General features: G+C 44.2%; 11 protein-coding genes and 1 pseudogene. 3 read left to right on the top strand and 9 right to left on the bottom strand.

Annotated features, from left to right (window positions below; all coding sequences use genetic code 11):
- Positions 1–52: 52 nt before the first annotated feature.
- Together M1K58_RS21995 and M1K58_RS21990 are read right to left on the bottom strand one after the other, a co-directional pair.
- Entirely contained in the window at positions 53–2,626 is a 2,574-nt protein-coding gene (locus M1K58_RS21995) for a hypothetical protein (RefSeq protein ID WP_256761038.1), read from the bottom strand.
- Positions 2,627–2,643: 17 nt separating this feature from the next.
- Positions 2,644–4,497, bottom strand: a complete 1,854-nt coding sequence (locus tag M1K58_RS21990) for an S-layer homology domain-containing protein (RefSeq protein ID WP_256761037.1) — start codon at positions 4,495–4,497, stop codon at positions 2,644–2,646.
- Positions 4,498–5,015: 518 nt separating this feature from the next.
- Between M1K58_RS21990 and M1K58_RS21985 the strand changes: the two genes are divergently transcribed.
- The 3 genes from M1K58_RS21985 to M1K58_RS21975 all read left to right on the top strand — a co-directional run bounded on the left by M1K58_RS21985 (position 5,016) and on the right by M1K58_RS21975 (position 8,169).
- Positions 5,016–6,284: an ABC transporter substrate-binding protein gene (locus tag M1K58_RS21985; RefSeq protein WP_256761036.1), complete on the top strand. Its 1,269-nt coding sequence runs from the start codon at positions 5,016–5,018 to the stop codon at positions 6,282–6,284.
- A 79-nt stretch (positions 6,285–6,363) separates the two neighbouring features.
- Entirely contained in the window at positions 6,364–7,239 is an 876-nt protein-coding gene (locus tag M1K58_RS21980) for a carbohydrate ABC transporter permease (RefSeq protein ID WP_256761035.1), read from the top strand.
- A 54-nt stretch (positions 7,240–7,293) separates the two neighbouring features.
- Positions 7,294–8,169, top strand: a complete 876-nt coding sequence (locus M1K58_RS21975) for a carbohydrate ABC transporter permease (protein ID WP_256761034.1) — start codon at positions 7,294–7,296, stop codon at positions 8,167–8,169.
- A gap of 170 nt (positions 8,170–8,339) precedes the next feature.
- Here M1K58_RS21975 and M1K58_RS21970 read toward each other — a convergent pair whose 3' ends face one another.
- The 7 genes and pseudogenes from M1K58_RS21970 to M1K58_RS21940 form a co-directional block, all read right to left on the bottom strand.
- Positions 8,340–9,038, bottom strand: coding sequence for a vWA domain-containing protein (locus M1K58_RS21970; protein WP_256761261.1), 699 nt, complete (start codon positions 9,036–9,038; stop codon positions 8,340–8,342).
- A gap of 48 nt (positions 9,039–9,086) precedes the next feature.
- Positions 9,087–9,608, bottom strand: a pseudogene (locus M1K58_RS21965) (TerD family protein); the annotation flags it as partial.
- 42 nt (positions 9,609–9,650) lie between these two features.
- Positions 9,651–11,558 (bottom strand): cyclic nucleotide-binding domain-containing protein, encoded by a 1,908-nt coding sequence (locus M1K58_RS21960; RefSeq protein ID WP_256761033.1) that lies wholly within the window; start codon positions 11,556–11,558, stop codon positions 9,651–9,653.
- Between the two features lie 98 nt (positions 11,559–11,656).
- Positions 11,657–12,274, bottom strand: a complete 618-nt coding sequence (locus tag M1K58_RS21955; RefSeq protein ID WP_256761032.1) for a hypothetical protein — start codon at positions 12,272–12,274, stop codon at positions 11,657–11,659.
- A 177-nt stretch (positions 12,275–12,451) separates the two neighbouring features.
- Entirely contained in the window at positions 12,452–13,714 is a 1,263-nt protein-coding gene (locus tag M1K58_RS21950; protein ID WP_256761031.1) for a carbon-nitrogen hydrolase family protein, read from the bottom strand.
- On the bottom strand, positions 13,715–14,848 hold the full coding sequence (locus tag M1K58_RS21945) for a glycoside hydrolase family 88 protein (protein ID WP_256761030.1): 1,134 nt from the start codon (positions 14,846–14,848) through the stop codon (positions 13,715–13,717).
- 150 nt (positions 14,849–14,998) lie between these two features.
- A complete protein-coding gene (locus M1K58_RS21940; protein ID WP_256761029.1) occupies positions 14,999–16,000 on the bottom strand; it encodes a hydroxyacid dehydrogenase in 1,002 nt (333 codons plus the stop codon).
- Positions 16,001–16,005 lie beyond the last annotated feature (5 nt).

The raw sequence follows: 16,005 nt of genomic DNA, 5'->3' as shown, positions 1-16,005 counted from the left end.
TTTTTTGTCATTCATTCGGACAGGAGGAGAAGATCAAGCCCCTCTGCCATTATTATTCCTTAATAATTTCGAAATAACGCCCCATCCAATACGGTAACGTGAATACCGATCCGACTTCCATCGTACCTCTGTTATAATTGTAATTCGGATCTACACCTGTTACTTGATTATCGATAGAGAACGGGTTTCCGTTGTTCTTCATCGAACGACGTTCATCGGTTGCAAGAACATAGTTGGTCTGTATTCTTAGCTTATCTCGATCGCCAGGCTCGATATACAAAACATCTTGACGATAGTGCTGAATCGGAAAATAGATTTGATATTCCGGCAAACGGTACAAATAACGAACTGCCGCCTGTAAATCGACATCTGTCTTATTCGGATGAGCTAATTGATATAAGAACGTGTAGAAAGGATTTTCTTCACGCGCTTCGTTCTCGTAAAATTGATCGTACGCTTCAACAATTTGATCGTGTCTAATCGGATCGTTCTCCGACGTGATCAGAACAAACGATGCGAACCATCCCAGACTTTCGTCTGAATAGTTGATGTACTGCGTCCAGTCTTTGTGAATCGTCGCATTGGCATTCGAGTTTTCCGGTGAAGAGTTGCCATAAGAAACATTGTCTCTTGTCACAACTTCATTGTCATTGTTGTTATACGCATTCGTCGCTTGACGAATCAATCTGCGTTCAATATATTCCTTAGCCATATTGATATAGCCCTTACCGTTCACATACGTATCCGCCTTGCTGTAATCGCTATCAAACGCCATTTCATATGCCATTTGATATTTGGCAGCATCTGCAGGGAAACGAGATGCCGTAACGAGATTAGCTGTTTTCAGAACAGCCATAACTTCCAGTGCATTAAGCGATGCGTCCTCATAGCCATAAGACAAAGCATCGTCTCCGTCTTCATTCACACCGACTTTGGATTGCCATTGCACTTGTTGTTCCATAACCGATAAGCTGTCGTTGAAATATTTCGAGAACCATCTAGACCATTGTGTCGACTTACCTGTTGCATCTTCAATGTAGTAGTGATCGTCTTTCAATATCAATTCCGTCATCCGTTGTGTGGATTCTTCAACATAACCTTTAAGCTGAAGAAGCTCAGGATCTGTTGTGTCACCAATCAAGTATTGGTATGCCGCATATAAGAGTGCATAATGTCCAATAACTTCATCTGAAGACGTGTCTGCTTTATAAACAATCTGATTCATATCAATCTTTCCGTTCACAATGACTGAAGAAGGGAACAAATCATTGAAGAAGCTTGGAATTTGCTCATAAACGGGCACTGTCAATTGGAACAGTGGCTTGTTAGTTGCATTAGTCGTCTTATCTTCCTTGGCATCAGCGTTATTAGTCGCCGCCGTTATAACCGGAAGCACCTGGTACACCGGAGAACCGTTCACCGTTCCGATCTTTGTCTTAATATCTGTACCGAGCTTCTGTCCATTAGGTCTGGTCAAGTTGAGTTCATCAATCGCATCCTGACTAAGGCCAAAACCATTGTAATTCATTACGTCCGTGCCACCGTTCGGAAAGAGCATATCCCCCTTCTTAGAGGCCGCATCCTTCGTAACTCTTACCATCGCATAACCGATCGGCTGTACACCGTCTGTACGTTTCATGCTTGGGATAATACCATTAGGATTTACTGCATCGTCGCTTACGAAATGCTGGAACCAGAACCCGTTTTGGCTCTGATAACCATACACGGTATTGCTAATCGTAGCTGCATGCGCTTCACTAGTCAGCATGTAGGAACGCGCCGGAAATCCATTGCCTCGTCCAGACACATATTCCAGAAACAGTACTGCCTTCGAAGCTCTCAATGCCGCTGCCTTAGCACTTGCAATTTCATTCTGCTGCGGTGCCGAGGGAGTAGGACCATATTGTTCCTGTAACGTTTTATATCTAAAGATTTCACCTAATGCATACATAGATGTCCATAAACCGTCGTTGTCATCCGTCTTTGGTGTTGCGGAAAAGATTCCTGTTGGCGAGTTGTAATCAATAGCTCCACTAGCACCATTCAACTCCGTGAAGGTAAAATCAGTTCCCGTCACCATTCCCCGACGATCATGAACAGGACTAATTAGCTTTTCATACGTAAAGGACTTCTCATACAGCGTCCGATTTGGCATCGCAATATGCGTCACTCCACTGTTTGTTTTTACCCAAATACCACCTGCTCCATCGCTTGCAAGTCCGGTAACTGCATCGTCACCCCCATACAGATAACGCGGTCCTGCCATATATTGCACAATATCCTTCGGATCCTTCTCACTGAAATTAATACGTTGAAGACCATTCAACGTACCAATCCAATAAACCCCTTCTGCGTCTTTCACAACACTTGTGACGTCACCAATTGTATTCATTGGAAGGAACGTTAACGCATCCTTGTCCGTTACCCATACAATTGTATTTGGAATGGAGACTGAACCCGCTTTATAATAGGTGACTTCCTTCATCTGAACAGCTTCAAGTTGAACAGAAGAGTAGCTCGCGGAGGGCGACTTCGCCGCATAGGTCGGAAGAGCGGGCGATGCGAACAATACTGTTGAAGCGAGTGCACAAGTAATGAACTTCTTGTTTTTTATCATGATGGACATTGATAGATCCCCTTTCCTTATTCGTAAATATGCGCTACGCCTGTTTCGGTTATTGCAAATACACCTTTGCTTCCATCAGCAATCAATAGCAGCACACGATTATCTAGCAAATCCTTGCTTTCCAATGTGTAGGCTGTCATCGTATTGTCAATCAGATTGATCTTCGTCACACCGTTATCGGTACCGATCCACAATTGCGTACGAGCCTCATTCAATACAGACGTATTTATACCTCTTAATGAAGCAAAGATTGAAGGCTTCACCGCATACTCCGCATTAACGAAAGTGATCGCATTCGTTAAATTCGGCATCGTAATGGCTGGATTAGCAATTGACGGTTTATAAGTCGAATCCAAAAGGAAAGCAATGTATTGCTTAACTAACCCTTCTGCTCCGCTCGATGACAATAATGACGAAGCTTCCTCATACGTGTACAGCTTTTTCGGATCAACTGGCTTCGTTGGATCAACTGGATCAACTGGCTTCGTTGGATCAACTGGATCAACCGGCTTCGTTGGATCAACTGGATCAACCGGCTTCGTTGGATCAACTGGATCAACCGGCTTCGTTGGATCAACTGGCTTCGTCGGAGGCGTCGTGGTCGTTCCACCACCTGAATTCCCTGCGGCTCCATCTTCTTTACCTTTTTTAACCGCTTTACCGTTGATAATGACTTCATCAGCTTTCTGATCTACTGCCTTTGGCGCTTTATCCAGATCAACGCCCATCGCATTAATAATCGCTCTTAGAATAGCTTCTGCCCCATGCACATTAACGCCGCTATTCGCTATTAAAGTCATGACGGATGCTTGTGGCGCGATTGTAATCGTACTGCCACTTGCCGTTTTAGAAACGGTAATTGTTCCGTACTTCCCGTTAAACACGAATTCTCCGATAAGTTCAGAATCAATGATAACGTTATTGATTTCAGTCGGCATTTGATTAACCAATATCGCGCTTGATTCCAAAATTACCTCAGGCACTTGATTCGTTCCAATAAATACGATTCGAACGGGCGATGATTTCTTATTGACCACAACTCCCGCTGCCTGTGTGTTAATTAACGTAATACTGTTCACTCCACCGCCATTGACGTAGATGGCTCCACCAACTTTTGAGTCCTCAATCGTCAGATCACCTTCGCCGACTCCCGGCGTAATATATAAATTCCCAGTCAAGTTAATGTTCGATAGTTTACCGCCGGCTGCATTTACAACTAGGTTTTGACCAGACAGATTAGCATGATCTTTTCCATCGGCAAGAAGAATACCCATTGCATTATTAATCATCTTTACCGCTTCAGCACGCGTTAGCGCTTTTTTCGGCTGGAAGGAACCATCAGGTGTGCCCGCAATATATCCGCTAGCTTTTAATGCGTAGACAGCATCTTTCGACCAGCTTGCAATTTCTGAATCATCTTTAAAGAGGGAAGTATTGCTGCTCGCAGTCGGAACTTGGAACACCCTACTCAAAATGACAGCGGCCTCTTCTCTCGTTACAATCTTCAACGGACTCATCTCTCCGTCGCTACCTCCGATAATAGCACCCGCAGCAAAGGCTTTACTGATTTCAGTCGCATACCATGCGGTCTGAGGGACATCCTTGAAGCTAGTACCGCTTTGCTCTGAATAGTTAAACACCCGATTGACAAACGCGAGGAATTCGGCCTTTTTGACACTGTTATCAGGCAAGATATTTCCTTGCTGATCCCCTTTCAATAACCCCAAGTCTTTCCATTCCGCAATTTCCGATGAAGCCCAGCTAGGAATCTTTTCCTTAATTTCCGCAGCGCCGGATACAGATGCAAACGCAAATGACAATGCAGACGTTATGGCAATAGCTGCTAATCCCTGCTTCCACTTGAAATTCATGTGTCATCCTCCTTTGTTGATCATGCCACTTTCCGCATAAATGAGAGGTGCGAGTGTAAGCGATTGCAGTGCAAAAATGTAATACCCCACTCATCCTTCACCCTCTGCATATTACGCAAAGTTGTAGTAACATTTCAATATCATTGTATTTTTAATAATGACAAATTGTCAATAACTATATTTGATAGTAACAATTCCAGAAAAATATGACCCTTTGATCTTCGAAATCTGCAAATTCATTCATTGTATACAACGAAAATAGCAATACCTATTATCCCGCTTTTATTAGGAGAATATGGGTTTTCGTATATATATTTGCACAGAAACTTTACAATATCCGTTAAATAATTATTTCTTTTTTAATAAATTCATTGACAACAGGTAGGTATCATTAATACAATCAAGCTATATTGTTACTACAAATAAACAATTGTCATCCAAATAGGTGACAATTGCGCAACTACCGAGGAATACAGCTTCAACAAATAAAAAGCATCAAAGATAAAGGAGCGATTAAGTTGAAAACAAAGTGGATTATGGGAAGTATGGCTGTTGTATTGGCTACAGGGCTTGCCGGGTGTTCAGGTTCCAGCAAGAGCGAGCAAACGACATTACGTATTGCCATGGGTTCTCCAGGTGAGGGTTTAATCAAGGTATGGGAGGATATTGCTAAACAATTTGAAAGTCAGCATAAAGACATCAAAGTCGAATTCACCTATCAAAAAGATGACACTTATAAATACATAGGACTCCCTAATCTTCTCAGCGGTAAAAATGCACCCGATCTCTATTTTGAATGGGCTGGAGTTCGCTTAAACAACCGAATTCAGGACGGCTATGCTGCTGACATTTCTGAGAAATTGAAAACCTCCGGTCTAGGTGACCAATTCGAAGAGGGCAGTTTTAACGGTATGAAATTCGATGGCAAGACTTATATGATCCCCACTGCGGGTGATGTCACGAACGTTATCTACTATAATAAACAAATTTTCAATACTCTCGGTCTAGAGCCCCCAACAACATGGGAACAGTTCCTTGATGTTAGTGAGAAAGTTAAAGCTGCTAATATTACCCCGATTGTCGTTGGTAATAAAGAAATGTGGCCTGCCGGGAACTGGATTGGTCATCTGATTACACGCGTTGTCGGCGAACAAGCATTCGATGACGCTATGCAAATGAAACAGCCATTCAATTCTCCGGATTTTGTTAACGCATACAACTATGTGAAGACATTATGGGACAGCGGTTATATCAATGATAGCATCAACGCAATTGCTGATAATGAAGCGGATATGTTGTTCTTCAATGGCAAAGCAGCTATGCATCCGATTGGTAGCTGGCTCGTTCCAACTGCAGAAGAAGAAGCGCCTGAATTTGAAATGGGCTACTTTAACACTCCGGCCATGCCTGATGGTAAGGGTAATCAAGACAGTGTAATTGGCGTTCTTACAGGAATGGTCGTCAACAAAAACTCCAAGTTGATCGATGAAGCCATTGATTTCATGAAGCTCTACAGTTCTGCTGAATCGTCCAAGAAGCTTTCTGAGGCAGGCGCAGTTCCCATCACCAAGGATGGTATTGACAAAGCAGCCATGAACCCTCTCTCATCCAGCATGAACGACTTGTTACAAGGGGCATCAGGTGTTGTTTCTCCTCCAGATATGGGCTATAACATCGAAATTGCAAATGCGTTATACCTAGCTACCTCTCAAGTGTTGAGTGGAGCGAGAACACCGGGAGCAGCATTAGCAGAGCTAGATAATTCAATTGCACCACTTAAAAAATAGCAGTTTTCCATACTAAAGACCGGCGCATGAATCGGTTATCGCCGGTCTTCATTATGACATGTACGATGGAGGTGGGAAGATGTCCCATAAATCAAAATCAGCCTATCTATTCGTTGCTCCCGCCGTCCTCTTGTTCGCCTTTACGATTCTCATTCCCATTGTCATGACCTTTGCATTTAGCTTCTATGACTGGAATGGTTTCGGCGCAATGACCTTCATTGGGTTTGATAACTATGCAAGAGCTTTTCACGATCACGTCTATTGGAATTCTTATTGGCACATTCTCATTTACATTATTGCAACCGTCTTTCTAGAGGTGCTCGTCGGACTTTGTCTTGCCGGATTAATTACAATGGGGCGCAAGGGAAGCAGCTTGTTCCGTATTGCTTTCTTCACTCCAGTCATGCTCCCGATGATTGTCGTTTCCTACTTATGGAAATTTGTATATAACTCCGACTTCGGTATGCTCAATTCAGTTCTGACAGGCATTGGTCTGGAAAGCTGGACACGCGTTTGGCTAGGAAACCCGGACACTGCACTAATAGCCATTTGTCTAGTATCAGGCTGGGTTTACGCTGGCTTCTACATGACAATATTCTATTCCGGTATTCAACGTATTCCGAAGGATGTATACGAATCCGCTTATTTGGATGGAGCTAGTGAATGGACCATCTTCACCAAAATTAAATTTCCAATGATCCGAAGCTTAGTCGATACCGGGATTATGTTATGTGTCTTGACTGGGTTTCAAGCGTTCGATCTGTTCTATGTCATGACGAATGGGGGGCCGTATAACTCCACAGAAATCGTAACCACTTATCTTGTTAAAGTCGTTTTCAATAATATGAGCATCGGCTACGGTTCTGCATTAGCTGTCATTATGACGTTAGTCATTGCCATTATCGGCTTGTTGGCAGGAAAGCTTCAGCGTAAAGACAACACGTTGGAATACTAATTATTAACGCTTGAGGCAAGTCATTATCGCATTCGAAAGAAAGAGGTGCTGTCTATGGCGACTGCAGCTTGGACCATAAAGGATAGCAACAACGATCGTGTACAAACAGGGAAGCAATTGCCTTCAAAAATCCTGTATTATGTCATTATGGTTTTCCTGTCCTGCATATTTTTCTACCCTATGATCTGGTTGATCCTATCCTCCTTCCGAACGAATCGGGAGATCTTTACAACACCGTTCGCCTTACCAAAAACAATCGATTTGCAAAACTGGGTAGATGCGTGGAATGTAGGCAACATGAGCACCTATGCTAAAAATAGCGTCATCGTCACATCTGTTACTATTGTAGGCATATTACTCTTCGCTAGTCTGGCAGCCTTCGCTTTCAGTAAACTGAAATTCAGAGGCAGCAATGCACTCATGCTCATGTTCGTGTTCGGTTTGTTTATGCCGTTGCAATCTTTTTTTATTGCACAAAGCTATATTTTCGAAAAGCTTAACCTCAAAGACAGCTATATGGGGTTAATCCTTCCTTATATCGGAATCGGTCTACCTCTTGCAATCTTTTTGCTGAAAGCGTATCTCGATTCAGTACCTAAAGAGCTCATGGAGGCGGCTAAGATAGACGGCTGCAGTGATCCTGTATTATTCTCGAAAATCATCCTTCCATTGCTCATCCCAAGTATGGCAACCGTTGGAATTTTCTCTTCCCTCAATACCTGGAATGAATTGCTGCTCGCTATGCTCTATATCCAGAATGATGATTTGAAGACGATTCCCGTCGGACTGCTAGCGTTCTCTAGCCGATATATGACCGACTACAAGCTACTATTCTCAGCTCTTGCTATCATTACGATCCCGATAATCGTGTTGTACATTTTCTTTCATCGATACATCGTTGCCGGTTTAACGGAAGGCGCATTGAAATAAACTTTATTGATGACTCGCCTGACCATAGTATTGTTTGTCAGATAATAAAAAGGCGATCCATTCATGTCAGTAGTCAACATGAGTGGATCGCCTTTGATTTCGGATTCACGTTTTGGAGGCAGATTTGGAATATCCCTTATGGGACAGCCCCCTCATTTCTCACGCTCATTTTACTTCCGAATAATGCGCTTAACCGTGGCTTCTTTAATCCATAGCGGAAACTCATTCAACAGCTGATCATACAGCCATTCATCAGAAACCTTACTAATATCGTCGATATGAATAAAATTGGCATTATCTACGATTCGGCCTTCCATCTCGTCCAACCGCTTCAGCACCTCGAAATCTGACTGTCCAATGCCTACGAATTGCCAGAAGATCGGCAGAATTGCAGCTTCCGTGATGATTTTCTTAGTTGACTTCAACACACCACCATCATTAATAAAAATAATAAAGACAGGAGTTGGGTCATCCTCTTCACCTGTATACTTGCGAATAACATCCTCCATGACCTGTGGTTCGTTATTGCGCCCGAACTTATGTATTGCATGATTGTTCATGATTTGATCTACCACATAATTACCGAAATCCTTCTCCGTAACGATAGGCAATCTACTAAACTCGTTATCGTAAACCCATACATCCAGGGCAGCATTATCATCGAATTGACAAGCAACAGCAAGAATTCGCTCTACAACCTCTTGAACAGTTCCGTTCTTATACAAGGCTTGCATGGATCCGGAGATGTCTAGCACAATACCCACTCTTGCGACTATTTTGGATATTTTTTTCTTTTCCAAAGTGAACTGTACAAGCTTCTTACGTAATTCGATGGTTGGTAAAGTCGTCTTCTCCGCTGTTACAGCTATTTCCGTATTCGCCTCTTCTTCATCGACCTGTAGTCCATAATTGGCACACAGTGCCGCGAGTCCACCATAAAAGCCACTACCAATGGCATTGAACTTCCACTCCCCGTTGTGCCTGTATAGTTCACCGACTACAATTGCTGTTTCCTTCGACAAATCTGCTCCATATTCATATCGAAATAGCTCTTCGCCACTGTCGGCATTCACAAGTCGCAAATATAAGTGAGACACATCCTCCATATATTGGCCACGTATCTCACCTTCATGAATGGTTACAGTAAATGCGATTTTATAAACACTCTCTGGAAGCTTGGAAAAGGAAATATGAATAGCTTCCCTGTCACCCTCTACCGAATGGACTACCGAGTGCGCAACAGCTCCTTGACTCCCAAGAGGATTACCATAGAACACAAAATCCTCATCTCTCACACAGCAATTCTGATCCGATAATAGAAAAGCAGCAGCATCAATGCTCATATCTTTCTTAGCCGTTGACCATCCGAATTGTAGGCTAAGGTGGGTTAAGCTTCTCCCCTTAGTAACATCAACCTTCTGACCTTTTAATAGCTGCATGCTGCTCATCTCCTATTCTCCCAGCTTAAATCTCTAACGATCTCATTTCGTCTTCAATCTAAGCGATTGACCGCAACGTGCGCAATAACGAGCATACTGAGGCGACTGAGTTCCGCATGCTTCACATAGGAGCATCGCTTGAGTAGATTTCTCTTCACTCTTATCGAAGTCCTCCAATGGAATCGCTATGGATAGATCGTCCAAAGCAGGATTGATGCGACTTAGAGCCTGTTGCTCCTCACGTCTACCTCGACGGATCAGCAAATAAAGCAGTAACAAGCCAAGCGCCCCAACGGAAAGCATGATTAGCATATGCGACAGCCCGTCCGTCACTTGAAAGTTCCAAATGGTGTGAAGCGTGATGGCTAGTACCAGTAGACTGAGCGCCAGCGGCTTAAACTTCCCAGAGCTTCGCCAAGCAAACCAAAGCCCAGATGCAGCAATTGCAGTCCAAGTGCCATGACCAAATGGGGATAAGAGCGCTCGAACCCATAATACAGCCAGCATACTACCTGTCGAATGATCAGTTAATTGCGCCCAACCGTAGATGACAGTTTCCACTGCGGCGAAGCCCATTCCAGCCGCTGCTCCGAAGACAACAGCATCCATCAGAAAACGCAACCGCTTAGCCCATAGTATCCAGGCACAGATCAGGAGCTTCGCTAACTCTTCAATGACCGCAACAGCCAAAGGAATTCGAATACTAGCAAACGAAGAAGCATCTCCACCGGACTGAAAGAGCCATGTTCTTTCAAGAATCCAGGCTACGGGTATCGCAACCATGGCTGTAGTAACAAATACGAGCAGCAGCCTGGAAGGACGGAAGCCGAGCTGCTGTGAATTCCGCAGAAATGCAACGAAGGAAACTGGTCCTACAAAAGCTCCTGTTAGCAAAGCTGCATAGTTCCAGACGGGTTGTTTAAGAAAAATGGCTAGCAAAGAACACACAACGAACAAGCAACCGAGCCCCAGCAAGACTTCTACCCAGCGTCCTTGGAACAGGTCGTCTTGAGAAGAACCCTTCGAAGTACCTTGAACTGCTTGTGTTGCTTGATCTGCTTGTGATGTTTGTGATGTTTGTGATGTTTGTGATGTTTGTGATGTTTGTGCTGGGCTATCTGCACTAGCGATCGCGGATGCGAAGGGTTCACTTAGTGAAAGGTCCGGTCTGCGAATCCGAAATAGCTCATTAAATTGCTTCAATACAGGGGGATATTGCAGCAAGACGTATGTAAACTCCGCCTTCTGAATAAGTAGAACCTCACTATCTTCCAACGCGATTACGCTATTCGTCGGTTTGATATTCCCTAGCAAGGAGATCTCGCCGATACAATCCCCCGGTCCAAGCCATGCTTTGCGCTTCCCCTTTGAACGGATCTCGAAACGTCCAGAGGTGATCATATATAATTGTTCCGCATTCTCTCCCTCGCGAATAACGACATCCCCACATTTGACCTGTCTGCGAATTGTAATTTCGGCCAATCCGCGTAGCTCGGAATCCGGAATTGATGACCAAATAGAAGCTTTACGCAATAAAGCATGGACATAGCGAATTTCGGCAGATACCTTCAGGCTCTCATGAAACAACGGGCTAGCCTTAGCTAACACCTCGTACACATCACGCGTCAGACGAATAGCTGCAACTTCAGTGGATACGCGTATGTTTGCGTTTCTCCGCTCATTCATGAGCAAAGCAATTTCGCCAATGATGCTGCCAGGCCCAAGCTCTGCGAGCAGAACGGTTCTACCAATCAGGTTACGCGTATAGACTTGGACTGTCCCTTCCACGATGAAGAAACAGTCCTGTCCGACAGAACCTTCCTTCATAATAATCTCACCCGGTTGGAATCTAACAGATTCCATTAAATGAGCTACAGCTTCGAGTTCACCCGTTGGCACTCCATGTAATAGTGGCTGTGAGTGAAGGTATTCTACTATTGTCCTCGTCACTCTATTTCGTCTCCATTAATCTTAATATTTTTAAGTCTGATATTATTCACCTATTAAAAATAACCCATCTTGAGGATGGGTTATAGTTACTGAAACTATTATCGCATATTACCTATAATACTGCTTCGAGATTCTTGCATTTTTTTAATAAAGTTAGTCATAACGTCAAAGGCTTCATTACGTTTGTTACTCATCGATTGAAGGCGTAGCATGTCCATCTGTTGTGAATTGGATTGGGCGTCTATCATCGACTTCAGTTTCTGCATCGCATCCTCTACTTCGCCTTTCGTGCTATATACTAAGGTTACTTTCGACTTTTCCAATAATAGTTTTATTTCATTAGCTACTCCATTTGCCGAACCTGGAAGCTTGGTACTTGAGGCAGCTTGACTTGGGAACATGGCCAGTAATTGTTGCATCTTACTTAACGTAGCATTTAAGTCCATTATGACGGTATTACGGTTCTGAACGGACTCTATTTGACTTTTCAACTGGGCGTCGAGCAACTTTGTTCTTTCGCTCTGGACCATCATTAGTGCGGTTTCTATATCCATTGATTGAAGATTTTGTCCATTAACTCCAACTGTGTTACGGGTCCCTTGCCCCAGAGCGGACTGAACGGAGGAGTAGGCATCATCATTCTGCATAATAGCCACTCCCCCTATGATTCCTAGGAGTAGAGTTCCTGTTTGTATAATAATCGTCTTTCGTTTCACGTAAATTCCCCCAGATAATGTTAATTATTTAACTAATATAACACCTTCCTATGAAAATAGTACCCAACTAAAGTTGGTATTTCGCAAAAAAGCTAAAAAAATCCAACAATCGTGCATTTTATGGCACAGATTGTTGGTTCTTCTCAGATAAAGTCAGAATCGAAGCTTGCCTAGAGTTTATAAATTCGTTAATAATAATGCACTATACTCATCCGTTCTGCGTTCCTTCTTGAATAGGCTTCTCGATTCTCCTTTGCCTGCTCCAACAGAAAGCCAAAAGGTATACCTTTGCTCATCCAATCTGATATCCGCGGAGTACACGCCTGTTTCTTCGTCAATGACATGACCAACTATGTCGCCCATCGGATCAATGATTCGACTGGATACGGGACCATCACAGCCTGAAACAACAACATGCAATCCATTATCCCTCGCTCGTGCTCTAGTTTGGAGCATTTCCTCGCCGATAGTCGGAATAAATATGACTTCTGCTCCTAATAACGCGAGAATCCTAGAAGATTCAGGGAACTCTTGATCATAACAAATTAAGACTCCAATACGCCCAAAATCCGTATCAAATATCCCATGGCCAGATCCTGGCATTACTCCGGACTCCGCTTCATATAAGGGTAGATGCATTTTACGATATTTTCCTACAATGCCACCATCTCGTCCAATCAAGACTGCTGTATTATAAATGTGCTCCTTCTCTCGTTCATACATAGTAAAGAGAACATAACAATTATATGCTACTGCTTTTTTCCCAATTTCATTCGTTAGCAGACCAGGTATAGACTGACATTTATCTGTAAGAGGCAACTCAACAGAGCCTTCATAGAAAGTTTCAGTCAAACAGATGATATCTGGATGATGACTTCCTGATTTGTCCAACACCTCCAACATTAATTCTAAGTTAGTATCCAAATCATTAGTCGGTTTTATATAAGTGGTTGCAACGCGAACATTTCTTTCACCCGGCTTACCGCATACCTCTATCGATGTATTTCGCCAGGTCACAGTTCCAGTAGCACTCCAGCGGAAGGAAAGCTCAAGCCTCAACAGCGCTGCCTGCCTAGGTGAATCAATTTCTCTACAAAGCCTACGCCATCCATCATGAAGAAAATGAAGCTGATCGATATAGTCTCGCTGAAGCAAGATTCCCTTCTCATCAAACCATGTTGCAACCGCATAAATGCTTACTTGTTCATTAGCTACGTCCCTAATTTCATATTCTGTGCTTAATTCGTATTTACGTTTTTCTTCGACTTTAATAAGCTTACTATGCCAACTACCATAGCTCCCTTCATGCCCTGCGCCTTTTATTTGAAGTCCCTTCCCCGTATCTAACTCTACTCTATTGAAACTTGGGGAAACCTCTGTACGAGGCGTCCAAAATTCCCAATCTTCTTCTTCCATATGATCAATATCAACCAGATTCATTTACACAATCTCCCTCTCACCAGATTCTGTTACTGAATATAGCCTGGTTACCGCCTCCGCAAAATAATAGTCTCCGTATATTAACGAGCAATCCTCATCCTCTCCCGTAGGTCGATTGCCGCAGGCATGGAGCAGCAATCCTTCCTCATTCGGCAACCGAACGGTGGAATATCGATCGTACAGGCACATCAGCAGACGCTCTGCTGCAGACCTGTAATACTCGCGTACTGTCCCTTCTTCATGTGAAGCAATTTCCAGCAGTCCCGATGCGGCGATGGCGGCAGCCGAGCTGTCGCGCGGTTCGCCCTTTTTATCGGCCAGCGAAAAGTCCCACATCGGAATACCGTCCTCTTCGAGATTGGCAAGAAACACCTTCGCCAGCTTCTTCGACAGTTCCAGAAATGACCGGTCACCTGTATATCGGTAGGCATACGCATATCCTCCAAGCGCCCAAGCTTGTCCCCGGCTCCAGCAGGATTCATCGTGATAACCTTGGTGGGTCTGCCCACGCAAAGGCATCCCGGTCACGTGATCGAACAAATAGGTGTGGTAGATGGTATGATCAGATCTTACGATCGTGCTTGAACAAGTCGAGGCATGATTAGCGGCGATATCGCGATAACGGCTGTCACCCGTCTCTTCGGTCGCCCAGAAGAGGAGCGGCAGATTGTACATGCAGTCTACAATAACTCTCCCCTTGTTCATTTCGCTGAAAGCTTCGCCCGGTTCCCAGACATTCCATGCCTGAATGTACCGTCCCCTTTCGTTGTATCGGCTGCAAAGAAGATCGGCAGCCTCAAGCGCAATCCGACGAGCGAGCGGATTGCCCGTTGAATTGTAGTCCATAACGAATGCTAACGAGTATAGAAATCCAATATCGTGGTCTAGCGTATTGGGATTATCGTGCAATCGTCGTATGAGACGGTACTGGGACGACTGCGCCGCAGACGAGTAGAACTTATCGCCGGTCGTTTCATAACATGTCCAGAGAAGTCCATTCCAGAAGCTACCAACCCATGATCCGTCATCCGTAAAGCGATATTTACCGTTCACCGTCGCGCTCGGCAGCCTGTCCCCGAATGCGAGAGCATTCTTTCGCGTTTTTTCCAATATAAAACTCAACAATTCTTTCATAAGTGCGACACTTCTTCCCATAAGTGTGATGAGACTACTCGAAATAAATCGCTTTACCCGTCTTCGAAGACTCATAAATCGCTTCTAGTATTTGCGTGACAACAAGAGCTTGCTCTGGTTTTACCAAATGCGACTCCTAACGTCGTAGCTTTACCACGGCGTCAATCTGCGATATTGATCCAATGTAACTCTGCCAAGCACATCTTCACCTTTCACATAGCGATGCAGCTCATCTACAATGAAATCGCAGAGCTCTCGCTTTAATAGCCCGTGAAACCCGCCAATGTGCGGTAAACATAATACATTCGGCATCGCCAGTAGCTTATGATCCGCAGGCAGCGGTTCTTGGTCATAAACGTCAAGTGCAGCAAAAATACGTCCCTTGCGGAGCTCATTCACCAACGCTTGCTCCTTCACGATAGGTCCGCGCGCCGTATTCACGAAAAGCGCTCCGTCGCGCAGTCGCCTTAGCTGTTCTGCGCCGATCATCCCTTGCGTACGCGGCGTCCACGTATTGTGCAACGAGACGATGTCACTGCGCTCGAATAGCTCATTTAGCTCGCACACCTCCACGCCTAATGTATCCGCTTCCTCAGGCGAACAGTAGCTAGACTGCAGCAAAATCTTGACGTTAAACGGTTGTAGCATCCGAATGACATGCTTGGAGATTTCACCGAAGCCGACCAGACCGATGACTCTACGCGTTACACCAAGAACTGTATCGCGACTGTTGTTACTCCATTGCCCCTGTTTAATCCGACTACTATATCCTGCGAAATCCCACGCTCCAGCGAATATCAGTGAGAACGCACACTCAGCAGTCGAGAGCGCGAGCACTTTATTTGCCGATGTAACGGTAATCGAAGTATCAAACACATCCTCATTGACAATTGAAGCTACACTGCCAGCTCCATGACCGATAAACTTCAATCTCTCCGCGCGCGCGAGCACCTCAGAGGTAAATTTAGGTGAACCCCATGTAGTGATGCAGGCATCATAAGCGTCGATTCGTTCACATAGTTCATCGCTAGTGAATGCCTCATTCAAGGGAATAAAATCAATTTCGGAAAAGCTGGCAAGCTTGTTCCTAGTAGCCTCCTGCCAAAATAAATCACGTAGTTCAGCGTTAGCGATTGTAATTAGAGTTTTCACAATGG

It is taken from the genome of Cohnella sp. WQ 127256 (assembly GCF_024519285.1).
Classification (GTDB): Bacteria; Bacillota; Bacilli; order Paenibacillales; family Paenibacillaceae; genus Cohnella.
Note: the sequence above shows the minus strand (reverse complement) of the source record. Positions and strands in the feature narration are given on the sequence as shown.

Bases quoted from the DNA above. Each gene is read 5' to 3' on its own strand.
- M1K58_RS21945 (WP_256761030.1), bottom strand. From the start codon at position 14,848: ATGAAAGAATTGTTGAGTTTTATATTGGAAAAAACGCGAAAGAATGCT.
- M1K58_RS21980 (WP_256761035.1), top strand. From the start codon at position 6,364: ATGTCCCATAAATCAAAATCAGCCTATCTATTCGTTGCTCCCGCCGTC.
- M1K58_RS21950 (WP_256761031.1), bottom strand. From the start codon at position 13,714: ATGAATCTGGTTGATATTGATCATATGGAAGAAGAAGATTGGGAATTT.
- M1K58_RS21990 (WP_256761037.1), bottom strand. From the start codon at position 4,497: ATGAATTTCAAGTGGAAGCAGGGATTAGCAGCTATTGCCATAACGTCT.
- M1K58_RS21975 (WP_256761034.1), top strand. From the start codon at position 7,294: ATGGCGACTGCAGCTTGGACCATAAAGGATAGCAACAACGATCGTGTA.
- M1K58_RS21995 (WP_256761038.1), bottom strand. From the start codon at position 2,626: ATGTCCATCATGATAAAAAACAAGAAGTTCATTACTTGTGCACTCGCT.